General features: G+C 66.0%; 13 protein-coding genes and 2 tRNA genes. 11 read left to right on the forward strand and 4 right to left on the reverse strand.

What is annotated here, in order from left to right:
* Positions 1-337: 337 nt before the first annotated feature.
* From ABRZ00_RS09260 to pnp, 7 genes are all read left to right on the forward strand, one after another.
* A complete protein-coding gene (locus ABRZ00_RS09260; RefSeq protein ID WP_368642217.1) occupies positions 338-2,059 on the forward strand; it encodes an acetolactate synthase 3 catalytic subunit in 1,722 nt (573 codons plus the stop codon).
* 12 nt (positions 2,060-2,071) lie between these two features.
* Positions 2,072-2,563 (forward strand): acetolactate synthase small subunit, encoded by a 492-nt coding sequence (gene ilvN, locus ABRZ00_RS09265; RefSeq protein WP_343838571.1) that lies wholly within the window; start codon positions 2,072-2,074, stop codon positions 2,561-2,563.
* A 104-nt stretch (positions 2,564-2,667) separates the two neighbouring features.
* Entirely contained in the window at positions 2,668-3,684 is a 1,017-nt protein-coding gene (ilvC, locus tag ABRZ00_RS09270; RefSeq protein ID WP_343838572.1) for a ketol-acid reductoisomerase, read from the forward strand.
* A 94-nt stretch (positions 3,685-3,778) separates the two neighbouring features.
* Positions 3,779-4,459, forward strand: a complete 681-nt coding sequence (locus ABRZ00_RS09275) for a phosphatidylserine decarboxylase (RefSeq protein WP_343838573.1) — start codon at positions 3,779-3,781, stop codon at positions 4,457-4,459.
* Positions 4,460-4,463: 4 nt separating this feature from the next.
* Complete coding sequence (gene pssA, locus ABRZ00_RS09280; RefSeq protein ID WP_368639435.1) at positions 4,464-5,234, forward strand: CDP-diacylglycerol--serine O-phosphatidyltransferase; 771 nt, start codon at positions 4,464-4,466, stop codon at positions 5,232-5,234.
* A gap of 134 nt (positions 5,235-5,368) precedes the next feature.
* The gene (gene rpsO / locus ABRZ00_RS09285) at positions 5,369-5,638 is read left to right on the forward strand and encodes a 30S ribosomal protein S15 (RefSeq protein ID WP_043683847.1); all 270 of its coding nucleotides are present in this window, start codon (positions 5,369-5,371) and stop codon (positions 5,636-5,638) included.
* 159 nt (positions 5,639-5,797) lie between these two features.
* Positions 5,798-7,936 carry a polyribonucleotide nucleotidyltransferase gene (pnp, locus tag ABRZ00_RS09290; RefSeq protein ID WP_343838576.1) on the forward strand — a complete coding sequence of 713 codons (2,139 nt, stop codon included), beginning with the start codon at positions 5,798-5,800 and terminating at the stop codon, positions 7,934-7,936.
* Between the two features lie 107 nt (positions 7,937-8,043).
* Here the strand turns inward: pnp and speG are convergent, their stop codons facing one another.
* Positions 8,044-8,601 (reverse strand): spermidine N1-acetyltransferase, encoded by a 558-nt coding sequence (gene speG / locus ABRZ00_RS09295; protein WP_343838577.1) that lies wholly within the window; start codon positions 8,599-8,601, stop codon positions 8,044-8,046.
* 122 nt (positions 8,602-8,723) lie between these two features.
* On the reverse strand, positions 8,724-9,704 hold the full coding sequence (locus ABRZ00_RS09300) for an NAD(P)H-quinone oxidoreductase (protein ID WP_368642216.1): 981 nt from the start codon (positions 9,702-9,704) through the stop codon (positions 8,724-8,726).
* A 54-nt stretch (positions 9,705-9,758) separates the two neighbouring features.
* Here ABRZ00_RS09300 and ABRZ00_RS09305 point away from each other — a divergent pair.
* From ABRZ00_RS09305 to ABRZ00_RS09315, 3 genes are all read left to right on the forward strand, one after another.
* Positions 9,759-9,848, forward strand: a tRNA-Ser gene (locus tag ABRZ00_RS09305).
* A gap of 20 nt (positions 9,849-9,868) precedes the next feature.
* Positions 9,869-10,972, forward strand: coding sequence for a PLP-dependent cysteine synthase family protein (locus ABRZ00_RS09310; RefSeq protein WP_368642760.1), 1,104 nt, complete (start codon positions 9,869-9,871; stop codon positions 10,970-10,972).
* A 69-nt stretch (positions 10,973-11,041) separates the two neighbouring features.
* Positions 11,042-11,126 (forward strand) — tRNA-Leu (locus ABRZ00_RS09315).
* Positions 11,127-11,128: 2 nt separating this feature from the next.
* Here ABRZ00_RS09315 and ABRZ00_RS09320 read toward each other — a convergent pair.
* Together ABRZ00_RS09320 and ABRZ00_RS09325 are read right to left on the reverse strand one after the other, a co-directional pair.
* Entirely contained in the window at positions 11,129-11,839 is a 711-nt protein-coding gene (locus ABRZ00_RS09320; RefSeq protein WP_368642215.1) for an LrgB family protein, read from the reverse strand.
* Position 11,840: 1 nt separating this feature from the next.
* Positions 11,841-12,179, reverse strand: coding sequence for a CidA/LrgA family protein (locus ABRZ00_RS09325; RefSeq protein WP_343838580.1), 339 nt, complete (start codon positions 12,177-12,179; stop codon positions 11,841-11,843).
* A gap of 327 nt (positions 12,180-12,506) precedes the next feature.
* Here ABRZ00_RS09325 and ABRZ00_RS09330 point away from each other — a divergent pair, with 327 nt between their 5' ends.
* Positions 12,507-14,285 carry a methyl-accepting chemotaxis protein gene (locus tag ABRZ00_RS09330; RefSeq protein WP_368642214.1) on the forward strand — a complete coding sequence of 593 codons (1,779 nt, stop codon included), beginning with the start codon at positions 12,507-12,509 and terminating at the stop codon, positions 14,283-14,285.
* Positions 14,286-14,289 lie beyond the last annotated feature (4 nt).

The following is a 14,289-nucleotide window of genomic DNA, read 5'->3' on the forward strand; positions in this document are numbered from 1 at the left end:
GGCTGATGTTGCAACGCGGTAAATTAGCCGTTCGGTCGGCCCCATGGCGGCTGCCCGACGTGGCGAGCACTCCCGGGTCACACACCCGGTTTTTTTCGTCTTGCGTCTTTATGCTCCAGGATGTGTCACAAGCGCGGTCCGGGGCGTCCATTTCCACCACGTTGCGCCTCAGGGCGCGAGTGTCCAGTGCCAAGGGGTGCAGACTGGCCCCGCGATGTGTCCGGGCAAAGCGATTCCGTGAATCGCCCAGCGTCGGATCATGTGGCGGATCGCCGGAACTGGCCCGGGCTGCCAATAGGCCGCTTGGTGCCCGACACGGGTCAAGAAAGGAATCATCATGGAACTCAATGGCGCCGACATCGTCGTGCGTTGTCTGATCGAGGAAGGCGTAGACCATGTGTTTGGCTACCCCGGCGGCGCAGTCCTCTACATCTACGACGCAATCTACAAGCAGGACAAATTCCAGCACGTGCTCGTGCGGCACGAACAGGCGGCCGTCCACGCCGCCGATGCGTATTCCCGATCCTCACAGAAAACCGGCGTCTGCCTGGTGACCAGCGGGCCGGGCGTGACCAATGCCGTCACCGGCATCGCCACCGCCTACATGGATTCGATCCCGATGGTCATCCTCAGCGGTCAGGTGCCCACGCACGCAATCGGCCAGGATGCCTTCCAGGAATGCGATACCGTCGGCATCACCCGGCCCTGCGTCAAGCACAATTTCCTGGTGCGCGATGTCAAGGATCTGGCCGACACCCTGCGCCGCGCTTTCTACATCGCGCGTTCCGGCCGCCCCGGCCCGGTGCTGGTGGACATCCCCAAGGATGTCTCCGTGGCGATGTGCAAGTACACGGCGCCGCGCGGTCCGGTGCAGTTGCGCTCCTACGCGCCGGTCACCAAGGGGCATCAGGGCCAGATCAAGAAAGCCGTGCAGATGCTGCTGGCCGCCGAGCGCCCGATGATCTACGCCGGCGGAGGGGTCGTGCTGGCCGATGCCGCCGACGAGCTGCGCAAGCTGGTCCGCCTGACCGGCGCCCCCTGCACCACGACCTTGATGGGGTTGGGCGCCTATCCCGGCACGGACGAGCGCTTCGTCGGCATGCCCGGCATGCACGGCACCTACGAAGCCAATATGGCGATGCAGAACTGCGACGTGCTGATCGGCATCGGCGCGCGCTTCGATGACCGCGTCATCGGCAATCCCAAGCATTTCGCCCAGGTGCCGCGCAAGATCGTGCACGTGGACATCGACCCGTCCTCGATCTCCAAGCGGGTGCGGGTGGATGTGCCCATCGTGGGCGACGTCAAGGAAGTCCTGCAGGACCTGATCGGCCTGTACGCCCAGTCGCTGGCCGAGCAGGGCCTGAGCGAACAGCGCCTGGATGCCTGGTGGAAGCAGATCGACGCCTGGCGCGGCCGCAAGTGCCTGGACTACGAAGCGTCCGATACCGTCATCAAGCCGCAGTTCGTGGTCCAGAAACTCTGGGAGGTCACGCGCGGCCAGGCCTTCGTCACGTCCGACGTGGGCCAGCACCAGATGTGGGCGGCCCAGTACTACCCCTTCCCGGAGCCGCGCCGCTGGATCAATTCCGGTGGCCTGGGCACCATGGGCGTGGGCTTGCCCTACGCCATGGGGGTGCAGATGGCCAATCCGGACCGCGACGTCGCCGTCATCACCGGCGAAGGCTCGATCCAGATGAATATCCAGGAGCTGTCCACCTGCAGCCAGTACCGCCTGACCCCCAAGGTGCTGTGCCTGAACAATCGCTACCTGGGCATGGTGCGCCAGTGGCAGCAGATCGAATACGGCTCGCGCTATTCTGAATCGTATGTCGACGCCCTGCCGGACTTCGTCAAGCTGGCTGAGAGCTACGGCCACGTCGGCATGCGCATCGACAAGCCGGCCGACGTCGAGCCCGCCCTGCGCGAGGCATTCACGAAATACAAGGACCGTCTGGTGTTCATGGATTTCATCACCGATCAGACCGAAAACGTCTGGCCCATGGTGAAGGCGGGCCGCGGCCTGACCGAGATGCTGCTGGGTTCCGAGGATCTGTGAGGGGATAAGACCATGAAACACGTGATTTCCATTTTGCTGGAAAACGAACCCGGCGCCCTGTCGCGCGTGGTGGGGCTGTTCTCGGCCCGAGGCTACAACATCGAGACGCTGACCGTCGCCCCCACCGAGGACGCCACCCTGTCGCGCATGACCATCGTCACGGTCGGTTCCGACGAGATCATCGAGCAGATCACCAAGCACCTGAACCGCCTGGTGGACGTGGTCAAGGTCGTCGACCTGTCCGAAGGCCCCCACGTCGAGCGCGAGCTCATGCTGATCAAGGTGCGCGCGGTCGGCAAGGAACGCGAGGAAATGAAGCGCATGGCGGAAATCTTCCGCGGGCGCATCATCGATGTCACCGACAAGACCTACACCATCGAACTGACCGGGGTGCAGGACAAGATCGCCGCCTTCATCGGGGCACTGGACCACAGCGCCATCCTGGAGACGGTCCGCACCGGCGTCTCCGGCGTGGGCCGCGGCGAACGTGTCCTGAAGCTGTGAAAAACGCCTCCGCGCCTTCAGCGGCACGGAGGCAGCACGTTTTTTCTGCCTCGGCTGAAAACCCCTCTCTTCTCAAAGTCAAATAATTCAACGGAGTATCCGACATGAAAGTTTTCTACGACAAAGACTGCGACCTGTCCCTCGTCAAGGGCAAGACCGTCGCCATCATCGGCTACGGTTCCCAGGGCCATGCGCATGCGCAGAACCTGAATGATTCCGGCGTGAAGGTCGTCGTCGGCCTGCGCAAGAACGGCGCGTCCTGGAAGAAGGCCGAGAACGCCGGCTTGGCCGTCAAGGAAGTCGCAGAAGCCGTCAAGGGCGCCGATCTGGTCATGATGCTGCTGCCCGACGAGAACATCGCCCAGGTCTACCGCAATGAAGTCGCCGCCAACCTCAAGGCGGGCGCCGCGCTGGCCTTCGCCCACGGCTTCAACGTGCACTACGGCCAGGTCGTGCCGCGCGCCGACGTGGACGTCATCATGATCGCGCCCAAGGCTCCGGGCCACACCGTGCGCAACACCTACACCCAGGGCGGCGGCGTGCCGCACCTGGTGGCCGTGCACCAGGACGTCTCGGGCAAGGCCCGCGACCTGGCCTTGTCCTACGCCATGGCCAATGGCGGCGGCCGCGCCGGCATCATCGAGACCAACTTCCGCGAGGAAACGGAAACCGACCTGTTCGGCGAACAGGCCGTGCTGTGCGGCGGCACCGTCGAGCTGATCAAGGCCGGTTTCGAAACCCTGGTGGACGCGGGCTACGCCCCCGAAATGGCCTATTTCGAATGCCTGCACGAACTGAAGCTGATCGTGGACCTGATCTACGAAGGCGGCATCGCCAACATGAACTACTCGATCTCCAACAACGCGGAATACGGCGAATACGTCACCGGCCCGCGCGTGGTGACCGATGCGACGCGCGCCGCGATGCGCCAGTGCCTGGCCGACATCCAGTCCGGTGTCTACGCCAAGAACTTCATCCTGGAAAACGCCGCCGGCGCTCCGGAACTGACCTCGCGCCGCCGCCTGAACGCGGAATCGCAGATCGAGCAGGTCGGCGCCAAGCTGCGCGCCATGATGCCGTGGATCGCCGCCAACAAGCTGGTGGACCAGTCCAAGAACTGATCGCTGCCCGATGGCCAATGGCCGGGCGCCCCTGCCGGGGCGCCCGGCCATTGCATTTTTCCCCGCATCGATTTAGGGTATTCTTGCGCCTACCATGAAAATCCCTCCTTACCCCCACCCCCTGATCGCCCGCGAAGGCTGGCTCATCCTGGCCGCCGCCGTGGTCGTTTCCCTGCTGGCGACCTGGTGGTCTCCCTGGGCCTCCGTCCCGCTCTGGGTGTTCACGCTGTTCGCCTTGCAGTTCTTCCGCGATCCCGCGCGTGAAGCGCCGGAGGGCGAGGGCCTGGTGCTGTGTCCCGCCGACGGCCGCATCGTCTGCGTCGAGGACGCGGCCGATCCCTATGCGGGCGGGCGCCCGGCGCTGAAGATCAGCGTCTTCATGAACGTCTTCAACGTCCATTCGAACCGCGTCCCGGTCGATGGCGAGGTCCAGTCCATCGACTACTTCCCGGGAAAGTTCTTCAACGCGGCCCTCGACAAGGCGTCCCTGGAAAACGAACGCAACGCCATGGTGCTGCGCACGGCCGACGGGCAGACGGTCACGGCCGTCCAGGTCGCCGGCCTGGTGGCCAAGCGCATCCTGTGCCACGCCCGGCCGGGGCAATCCCTGTACGCGGGGCAGCGCTACGGCTTCATCCGCTTCGGTTCGCGAGTGGACGTATACTTGCCTCCAGGAACGCGTCCCAGGGTCGCCCTGGGCGACAAGGTCAAGGCCACGCGCACGGTCCTGGCCGAGCTTCCCGTTCCGCCCCGCGATGACGTTTCCGCAGCCTGAACCCATGCCTGACGAACCCCAGCGCCGACGCAGCATCTATCTGCTGCCCAACGCCTTCACTACCGCCAATCTGTTCGCCGGTTTCTATGCCGTCGTCCAGGCCATGAACCAGCACTATGAGGTGGCCGCCATCGCCGTGTTCCTGGCGATGGTGTTCGACAGCATGGACGGGCGCGTGGCCCGGCTGACCAACACCCAGTCCGCCTTCGGCGAGCAGTACGACTCCCTGGCCGACATGATGTCCTTCGGCATGGCGCCCGCGCTGGTGATGTACGAATGGTCGCTGCAGGGCCTGGGCCGCTGGGGCTGGCTGGCCGCCTTCGTCTACGTGGTGGGGGCCGCTCTGCGGCTGGCGCGTTTCAACGCCAATATCGGCAAGGTGGACAAGCAGTACTTCCAGGGTCTGCCCAGCCCGGCGGCGGCGGCGCTGATCGCCGGCTTCGTCTGGCTGTCGGTGGACAACAAGCTGTCCCTGTCCGACGGCCTCATCGCCTGGGCCGCTTTCGGGATGACCGTCTACGCCGGCGTCGCCATGGTCTCGAACGCGCCGTTCTTCAGCGGCAAGTCCTTCGCGCTGGGCCGCAGCGTGCCGTTCTGGGTCATGCTGGTCGTGGTGGCGGTCTTCGTCTTCGTCTCCAGCGATCCGCCGGTGGTGCTGTTCGCCCTGTTCGTGCTCTACAGCCTGTCGGGCTGGGTGCTGTGGGCCTGGCGCGTGCGCCGCGCCCGCCGCCTGGGGCAGCGCATGCGCGGCGCCGACCCCGCCGGCGATGAGTGATCGATGCGGCCGGAACCGGCACGCGTCCGGTCCAAATCCGCTATAATCTTTCCGCGCCACGATCTGCGTGGCGCTTTCATTTCATCTCACGGCAGCGCGCCTCGGTGCTGCCGCATGTTCCAGAGGAATAAAAAATGTCTGTTGCAGATATCGTCAAATCCGACATCGTCGCGCAATTCCAGCGCGCCGCCAGCGACACCGGCTCTCCTGAAGTCCAGGTGGCCCTGCTCACGGCCCGCATCAACGAATTGACCGGCCACTTCAAGACCCACAAGAAAGATCACCACTCGCGCCGCGGCCTGCTGCGCATGGTCAGCCGCCGCCGCAAGCTGCTGGACTACCTCAAGGGCCGCAATCCGGATTCGTACCGCGCACTGATCGAAAAACTCGGCCTGCGCAAGTAATGCCCGGGGGCTTCGCTCCCTTCGCACGAGCCGTGTACGCTGCATTGTTTTCAGGCAGCGTGCGCGGCTTTTTGTCATGGGTCGCCGCACGATGCCCCGCCTCCGGTGGGCGGGATGCGGGCAAGAGCCCCGCAGGCGTCCCTTTTATAGGATTAGAAAATGTTCAATAAAGTGAGCAAGTCGTTCCAGTACGGCCAGCACACCGTCGTCCTGGAAACCGGCGAAATCGCCCGCCAGGCTTCGGGCGCGGTGCTGGTGTCCGTCGATGATACGGTGGTGCTGGCCACGGTGGTGGCTTCCAAGACCGCCAAGCCGGGCCAGGACTTCTTCCCGCTGACCGTCGATTACGTCGAGAAGACCTATGCGGCCGGCAAGATTCCGGGCGGTTTCTTCAAGCGCGAAGGCAAACCCTCCGAAAAGGAAGTCCTCACCTCCCGCCTGATCGACCGTCCGCTGCGCCCGTTGTTCCCGGAAGGCTTCTACAACGACGTGCAGGTCATCATCCACACGGTCTCGGTCAATCCGGAAGTCGATCCCGACATCCCCGCCCTGATCGGCGCCTCGGCCGCCCTGGCGATCTCCGGCATTCCCTTCAATGGCCCGGTGGGCGCCGCGCGCGTGGGCTACATCGACGGCCAGTACGTGCTGAACCCCAGCACCTCGCAAGTGCGCGGTGAATCCCAGCTCGACCTGGTGGTGGCCGGAACCGAGACCGCTGTGCTGATGGTCGAATCCGAAGCCCGCCAGTTGTCCGAAGACATCATGCTGGGCGCCGTGGTCTACGGCCACGAGCAGATGCAGGCCGCCATCAACGCCATCCACGAACTGGTCGCCGAGGCCGGCAAGCCCGAATGGGATTGGCAGCCCGCCGCGCGCAACGAAGTCCTGGCCACCGCCGTGCGCGCGGCCGCCTTCGAGCCGCTGCAAGCCGTCTACCAACTGCGCGACAAGCAGGAACGCACCACGCGCCTGCGCCAGGTCTACGCCGACGTCAAGGCCAAGCTGGCCGAGCATGCCGCCGCCCGCGGCGATGCCGCGCCCGACCACGTCGAGGTCGAGAACATGCTGTTTGCGCTGGAATCGGAAATCGTCCGCGGCCAGATCCTGAACGGCGAACCGCGCATCGACGGCCGCGACACGCGCACCGTGCGCCCGATCAGCATCCGCCTGGGCGTGCTGCCGCGCGCCCACGGCTCCGCGCTGTTCACGCGCGGCGAAACCCAGGCGCTGGTGGCCACCACCCTGGGCACCAAGCAAGACGAGCAGATCATCGATTCGATCATGGGCGAATACCGCGACCGCTTCATGATGCACTACAACATGCCGCCGTTCGCCACTGGCGAAACCGGCCGCTTCGGCGTGCCCAAGCGCCGCGAGATCGGCCATGGCCGCCTGGCCAAGCGCGCCCTGGCGCCGCTGCTGCCCTCCGCGGAAGATTTCCAGTACACCCTGCGCCTGGTGTCCGAGATCACCGAATCCAACGGCTCCTCGTCCATGGCCTCGGTCTGCGGCGGCAGCCTGTCCATGATGGACGCCGGCGTGCCGGTCAAGGATCACGTGGCGGGCGTCGCCATGGGCCTGATCAAGGAAGGCGGCAAGTTCGCCGTCCTGACCGACATCCTGGGCGACGAGGATCACCTGGGCGACATGGACTTCAAGGTGGCCGGCACCGTCAGCGGCATCACCGCCTTGCAGATGGATATCAAGATCCAGGGCATCACCAAGGAAATCATGCAGGTGGCGCTGGCCCAGGCCCGTGAAGGCCGCCTGCACATCCTGGGCAAGATGCGCGATGCCATCGATGGCTCCCGCCAGGAGCTGTCCGACTTTGCGCCGCGCATGCTCAGCATCAAGATCAACCCGGAAAAGATCCGCGACGTGATCGGCAAGGGCGGCGCCACCATCCGGGCGCTGACCGAGGAAACCGGCTGCCAGATCGACATCAGCGACGACGGCAGCATCACCATCGCCAGCGCCGACCTGGACCGCGCCCATGAAGCCGAGCGCCGCATCAAGGAACTGACCGCCGACGTCGAAGTGGGCCAGGAATACCAGGGCACCGTTCAGCGCCTGCTGGATTTCGGCGCCATCGTCCAGGTCCTGCCCGGCCGCGACGGCCTGCTGCACATCTCGGAGATCGCCAACTACCGCATCGCCGACATCAACGATGTGCTGAAGGTCGGCCAGTCGGTGCGCGTCAAGATCATCGAAGCCGATGAGCGCGGCCGCCTGCGCCTGTCGGTCAAGGCGATCGGCGGCATCGAAGCCCAAGGCGGTCCCGCCGCTCCGGCCGCCTGATCCCGCCGCCTGTCCGCGCCGCTTCCGGGCTGCGCGGCATGACAACGGGCGCCCCTCGGGGCGCCCGTTGTCATTGGGCCACCGGCCTGCGGCAGCCGGCCGCCGGATCAGTAGACGGTCGTTTCCGTCATCCGGACCTGCGCCGGCGGGTGCTTGCCCAGGTAGTCGTGCTGGAACAGGCGCATCCGCAGCACGCTGCGGTATTCGCCGTTGACGAAGAACTCGTCCTTCAGTTCGCCCTCGGTCTGGAAGCCCAGCCGGGTATAGATGTGGATCGCCTTCTTGTTCTCGGTGTCCACGATCAGGTAGAGCTTGTAGAGGTTCAGCACCTTGAAGCCGTATTCCATGGCCAGTTGGGTCGCGTGGAAGGCGAGGCCCTGGCCCTGGTGTTCTGGCGCGATGATGATCTGGAACTCCGCGCGCCGGTGGACGTGGTCGATTTCCACCAGTTCCACCAGGCCCGCCCGCTCGGCGTCGCATTCGATGATGAAGCGCCGTTCGCTCTGGTCGTGGACGTGCTGGTCGTACAGGGACTGCAATTCGGAGAAGGTGGCGTAGGGCTCTTCGAACCAGTAGCGCATGACGCTGGCGTTGTTGTCCAGTTGGTGCACGAATTGCAGGTCCACCCGCTCCAGCGGGCGCAATTTGATGAGATCGGTATGCATGGTCTGTCTTCCTTTCCCCGGATGGCGCATGGGGTGAAACGGATTATCCCTTCTGCTCTTACGATCCATAAAGATGAAATTCATCTTCTTTATTGATGAAAGGGATGGGTGCCTGCCGGATGTCAGCGCACGGAGAGCACGATCTTGCCGATTTGCTCGCCCGCGTCCATCATGGCGTGGGCGCGCGCGGCCTCGGCCAGAGGGAAGGTCGCGTGGATCGAAGGCCGGACTGCGCCGGATTCCAGCAGCGGCCAGACGCGTTCGCGCAGCGCCGCCGCGATGCGGGCCTTGAACGGCACGGGCCGCGCACGCAGCGTCGAGCCCGTCACCGTTAGGCGGCGGCGCATGACCTGGCCGCAGTTCAGCGTCCCGCGCGCGCCGCCCAGCAAGGCGATCATCACCAGCCGGCCGTCGTCGGCCAGGCTGTCCAGGTTGCGTTCCAGGTAGCCGCCCGCCACCATGTCCAGGATCACATCGACGCCGCGGCCATTCGTCAGCGCCTTGATTTCCGCCACGAAATCCTGTGTCCGGTAATCGATGCCGCGCGTGCAGCCCAGCGCCTCGATCGCCCGGACACGATCCGGGCTGCCGGCCGTGGCGTACACCGTGTGGCCGAAGGCGCGCGCCAGCGAGATGGCGGTCGTGCCGATGCCGCTGGCGCCGCCATGGACCAGCAGCGTCTCGCCCGGGGCCAGGGCGCCCCGATCGAAGACGTTGCTCCAGACCGTGAAATAGGTCTCCGGCAGCGCGGCGGCCTCGACCATCGACAGGCCGGCCGGCACGGGCAGGCACTGGGCGGCGGGCGCTGTGCAGAACTGCGCGTAGCCGCCGCCCGCCACCAGGGCGCAGACCGCATCGCCCGCTTTGAACCCGGCGGCTTCGGGTTCGCCGCCGACGATGCGTCCGGCCACTTCCAGGCCGGGCAGATCGGAGGCGCCCGCCGGGGGCGGGTAGCTGCCCTGGCGCTGGAAGACATCGGGCCGGTTGACTCCGGCGGCCTCGACCTCGATCAGGACTTCACCGGGGCCAGGCACGGGGGTGGGGCGGTCCGTCAGGCGCAGGACGTCGGGGCCGCCCGGCGTGGTGATTTCAATGGCTTGCATGGGTGCTCCTACGGATAGGCTCGGAGCATTATGCGCTACACTTTCGATCTTTGCGGAAGCGTGCCAGAGCGGTTGAATGGACCGGTCTTGAAAACCGGCGATGGGGCAACCCATCCGTGAGTTCGAATCTCACCGCTTCCGCCACCGACCCCACAGGCCGCGACATGGATCAATGCATCAAGGGGCGCAGCGCGCTCACGCCCGAGGACCGGGACTGGACGCACCGGGCCATCCGGATCCTGGAAGCCGATGGCAGGCGTTCGGCCGATACGCATCTGGTCAAGCCCGATTTCCCGGGGCTGCGCGGCATCGACATCTATTTCAAGGACGAGAGCACGCACCCCACCGGCAGCCTCAAGCACCGCCTGGCGCGATCCTTGTTCCTGTACGGCATCTGCAACGGCCGCATCCGCGAAAACACGCTCCTGGTCGAGGCTTCGTCGGGCTCCACCGCCGTCTCGGAAGCCTATTTCGCCCGTCTGCTGGGCCTGTCTTTCGTGGCCGTGATGACCCGCTCGACCAGCCAGCAGAAGATCGAGGCCATCGAGCGGTTCGGCGGCCGTTGCCATTTCGTCGACCATGCCCGCGAAGTCTACGGCGCGGCCCAGGCCATCGCCGACGAGGCGGACGGCTATTACCTGGACCAGTTCACGCATGCCGAGCGCGCCACGGACTGGCGCGGCAACAACAACATCGCCGAAAGCATCTTCCGCCAGATGTCGGGCGAATTCCATGCCGTCCCCGAATGGGTGGTCATGAGCGCCGGCACGGGCGGGACTTCAGCCACCCTCGGGCGCTTCATCCGCTATCGCAACCTGGATACGCGGCTTTGCGTGGTCGACGTCGAGGGCTCCGCGTTCTACGAAGCCTGGCAGAGCGGCGACATGAACATCACGGCGACGGGCTCGCGCATCGAGGGGATCGGCCGCCCGCGCGTCGAGCCCTCCTTCATTCCGACCGTCATCGACGAGATGATCCGCATTCCCGATGAGGCCTCGATCGCGGCGGCGCATGTGCTGTCCGATCGTCTCTTCCGCCGCGTGGGAGGCTCCACGGGGACGAACTTCATGGGCGTGCTGTGCATGGCCTCGCTGATGCGCCAACAGGGGCGCAGCGGATCCCTGGTCACCCTCATCTGCGACAGCGGCGACCGCTACGCGACAAGCTATTACAACGAAGCCTGGCTGCGCGAACAGAAGCTGGACATCGGCGGTTGGCGTGCGCGCATCGAGCGTTTTCTCGACACGGGCGAGGGTTCGCTGCTCTGAGCTCCGGGTCCGCAGGCCCCTTGAACGCAGAGGGCCTGCGGTCCTTCTGTACAATGCGCATCACATCATGCCCGAGTGGTGAAATCGGTAGACACAAGGGACTTAAAATCCCTCGCCGCAAGGTGTGCCGGTTCGAGTCCGGCCTCGGGCACCAGTTCAATACCCCGCCAACCGGAAAGCCAGCGGCAGGCAGACCGCCGTCAGCAGGCCGGCCAGCCCCATGCCAAGCCCCGCGAACGCGCCGTCCCGGGGGCTGATCTGCATGGCCCGGGCGGCGCCGATGCCGTGCGCGACCACGCCCAGGGTGAATCCGTGCGTACAGGGGTCCGAGAGGCGCAACCGGCCCAGCACGGCCTGGGTCATCAGAGCGCCCGCCACCCCCGTCAGCATGACCAGGGCCGAGGTCAGCGAAGCCAGCCCGCCTAGTTCCTCCGACAGGCCGAGCGCGATCGGCATGGTGACGGATTTTGCCGAGATCGACAGGATGGTGGTTTCGGAAGCGCCGAATGCGGCGGCCAATCCCATGGCGAGCGCGATCGAGACGCCTGAACCCAGCAATGCGCCCGTGCAGAACCGGACCCAGTGGCGCCGGATGATCTTCATCTGGTGAAACAGCGGGATCGCCAGCGCGACGGTGGCCGGTCCCAGCAGGAAATGAATCATGCGGGCGCCGCTGAAATAGGTGTCGTAATCGACGCCGAGGATGCTGAGGGCCGCCACCAGGATCGAGGTCGAGACGGCGACGGGATGCAGCAAAGGCGTGAAGCGCGCGCGGCGCTGGATCGCCAGGGCGAGGCGGTAGACGGCGAGGGTTGCCAGCAGCCAGGTCGCCGGCTGGCGGATGACATGATCGAGGGTGGCCTGCATGTCAGCGTCCGTCGTCCAGCCCGCGCACCAGGTAGGCCGTGAGGACGATCGATGCCAGGGTGCTGCCGAACACCGCCGCCAGGATGGCGGGCCACTCGGCAGCCAGGCGGTCGAATTGCGTCATGATGCCCACGGCAGCCGGAATGAACAGCAGGGAAAGATGGCGCAGAAAGCGTGTTGAGGAGCGGATCAGCGCGCTGTCCTGATCTTGCTTCGCGATCAGCCATATCAACAGCAGGATCATGCCGATCACGGGTCCGGGGATGGGGACCGACAGCGCGAAGGCCGCCGCCTCGCCCAGAACCTGGAACAGTAGCAAAGTGATGAAGCTGGTCGTCATGTGATGAGCAGGCCTGTGAATGGTCGCGCTGGAGCCCGGCTTCTTCCGCCCAGGGTTGATTCCGGGATTCCGCGGCTTTCCGGACGGCGGCGTGTGCGAGGAGTCGAAGGCCGTCGTTTCCCCATTGTAGGATGTGTCCGGCCCCGCGATGGGGGCGCATGGAAATTCTGGGGAGGCTGATTGTTATCGCGAAACGGCATAACAGAAAGAACTGGATACAGAGTGGTCCGGCGCAGGCTTCACCGTAACATTGAGGCCTCCAAGCCGGGTCGGCGGAAGGGTTTGCGATCAGGTCCGGAACACCCTCATCGAGAGCGAGACCACACCATGCGCAACCTGAAAATCGGCACTCGGCTGGCCCTGGGATTCGGCTTTGTGATCCTGCTGCTGCTCACCATGTCGGGCATCGGCGCCTGGCGCATGCTGGACACCCAGCAGGACAACCAGACACTGGACGAGCACTTGCGCACCACGGCGCTCATCCAGCAGGTGGCGCGGCAGATCAACAAGAGCGCCAACCTGACCCAGGCCACCCTCGCGGCCGACCCCGACACCTTGCGGCGCCTGAAGCAAGACATCGAAACCACCGATGGGCAGGCGGACGAACTCGCCGGCCAGTTGATGGAATCGCTGTCCCGGCCCCAGGCGGCCGACCTGCTGCGGGCTATCGGCCAAGCGCACGACGCCTTCGTCGAGGGGCGCAGCCAGGCGTTCAAGGACCTGGACAGCGGCAATTACGGCGAGGCCGAGGCTTTCTTCAACCGGGACATGCCCAAGCAGACGGCCAGCCTCATGGACCAGCTTGATCAATTGGCGCAGATGCAGGCCGATGCCGTGCAGCGCCTGTTCAGTGACAGCGCGCAGTCAAGTCGGTTGGGCTTGATCGTGCTGGCGGCGGCCACGCTGCTGGCCCTGATCCTGGGGCCGTTGTTCGCCTGGCGCGTGACGCGCTCGATCACCCATCCGCTGCGGCATGCCGTGACCCTGGCGCAGGCCGTGGCGCGCCGGGACCTCAGTGCCGACGCTGTCGCTCGCGGGCGTGATGAAATCGGCCAGTTGCTGAACGCTCTGGCCACCATGACGCGGAACCTGCGCGGCGCCCTGGGCGAGGTGCGCAGCGGCTCGGATGCCATCGCCTCGGCCTCGGCGCAGATCAGCGCCGGCAACCTGGACCTGTCCTCGCGCACCGAGCAGCAGGCCAGCTCCCTGGCCGAGACCGCCGCCACCACCGAGCAGATCACCGCCACCGTGCGCCAGAACGCCGACAACGCTCAGCAGGCCAACACCCTGGCCGCCTCGGCCGCCAAGACCGCCACCGACGGCGGCGCCATCGTCGCCGAACTGGTCTCCACCATGAGCGAGATCAACACCAAGTCCCAGCAGGTCGCCGACATCATCGGCGTGATCGACAGCATCGCCTTCCAGACCAACATCCTGGCGCTGAACGCCGCCGTCGAGGCCGCCCGCGCAGGCGAACAGGGCCGCGGCTTCGCCGTGGTGGCTTCCGAAGTCCGGGCGCTGGCCCAGCGCTCGGCGGGCGCCGCCAAAGAGATCAAGGGCCTCATCGACACCTCGGTGGAATCGACCGCCAAGGGCAACGAGCAAGCCGCGCGCGCCGGAGCCACGATGCAGGACATCGTCGACAGCATCCACCGCGTCACCGACATCATGGGCGAGATCAGCGCGGCCAGCCGCGAGCAGACCACCGGCATCGAAGAGATCAATGCCGCCATCACGCAGATGGACGACGTTACCCGCCAGAACGCCAGCCTGGTCGAGGAATCGGCCGCCGCGGCCGGCAGCCTGCAAGAGCAGGCCGACACCCTGGCGCGCCTGGTGGCCACCTTCACCCTGAGCCGGGACGAAGCGGCGGATGCGCAGGCGGGCGCGGCCTCGGGCACCCCCGGCGCGAACAACGCCGCCCAGCCACCCGGGCCCGGGCGCCTGCCCTCGGCTCCGGAGAAGGTCGTCAGCCCCGCGCCTCAAGCGCCCCGGCGCAGCGCCCGGGCAGACGCTCCGGCCCGCGCCGCCGCGAAGCCCGCCTTGCGCGCTCCGGGCCGGCCCGCCCCGGCCTCGGCCGGCGACGAAGAGTGGACTGAATTTTGAAACG

Origin of the sequence: Castellaniella ginsengisoli (assembly GCF_040955415.1) — a bacterium.
GTDB lineage: Bacteria > Pseudomonadota > Gammaproteobacteria > Burkholderiales > Burkholderiaceae_B > Castellaniella > Castellaniella ginsengisoli.

Coding starts and splice junctions, on each gene's coding strand:
- ABRZ00_RS09260 (WP_368642217.1), top strand. CDS start 338: ATGGAACTCAATGGCGCCGACATCGTCGTGCGTTGTCTGATCGAGGAA.
- ilvN (WP_343838571.1), top strand. CDS start 2,072: ATGAAACACGTGATTTCCATTTTGCTGGAAAACGAACCCGGCGCCCTG.
- ilvC (WP_343838572.1), top strand. CDS start 2,668: ATGAAAGTTTTCTACGACAAAGACTGCGACCTGTCCCTCGTCAAGGGC.
- ABRZ00_RS09275 (WP_343838573.1), top strand. CDS start 3,779: ATGAAAATCCCTCCTTACCCCCACCCCCTGATCGCCCGCGAAGGCTGG.
- pssA (WP_368639435.1), top strand. CDS start 4,464: ATGCCTGACGAACCCCAGCGCCGACGCAGCATCTATCTGCTGCCCAAC.
- rpsO (WP_043683847.1), top strand. CDS start 5,369: ATGTCTGTTGCAGATATCGTCAAATCCGACATCGTCGCGCAATTCCAG.
- pnp (WP_343838576.1), top strand. CDS start 5,798: ATGTTCAATAAAGTGAGCAAGTCGTTCCAGTACGGCCAGCACACCGTC.
- speG (WP_343838577.1), bottom strand. CDS start 8,601: ATGCATACCGATCTCATCAAATTGCGCCCGCTGGAGCGGGTGGACCTG.
- ABRZ00_RS09300 (WP_368642216.1), bottom strand. CDS start 9,704: ATGCAAGCCATTGAAATCACCACGCCGGGCGGCCCCGACGTCCTGCGC.
- ABRZ00_RS09310 (WP_368642760.1), top strand. CDS start 9,869: ATGGATCAATGCATCAAGGGGCGCAGCGCGCTCACGCCCGAGGACCGG.
- ABRZ00_RS09320 (WP_368642215.1), bottom strand. CDS start 11,839: ATGCAGGCCACCCTCGATCATGTCATCCGCCAGCCGGCGACCTGGCTG.
- ABRZ00_RS09325 (WP_343838580.1), bottom strand. CDS start 12,179: ATGACGACCAGCTTCATCACTTTGCTACTGTTCCAGGTTCTGGGCGAG.
- ABRZ00_RS09330 (WP_368642214.1), top strand. CDS start 12,507: ATGCGCAACCTGAAAATCGGCACTCGGCTGGCCCTGGGATTCGGCTTT.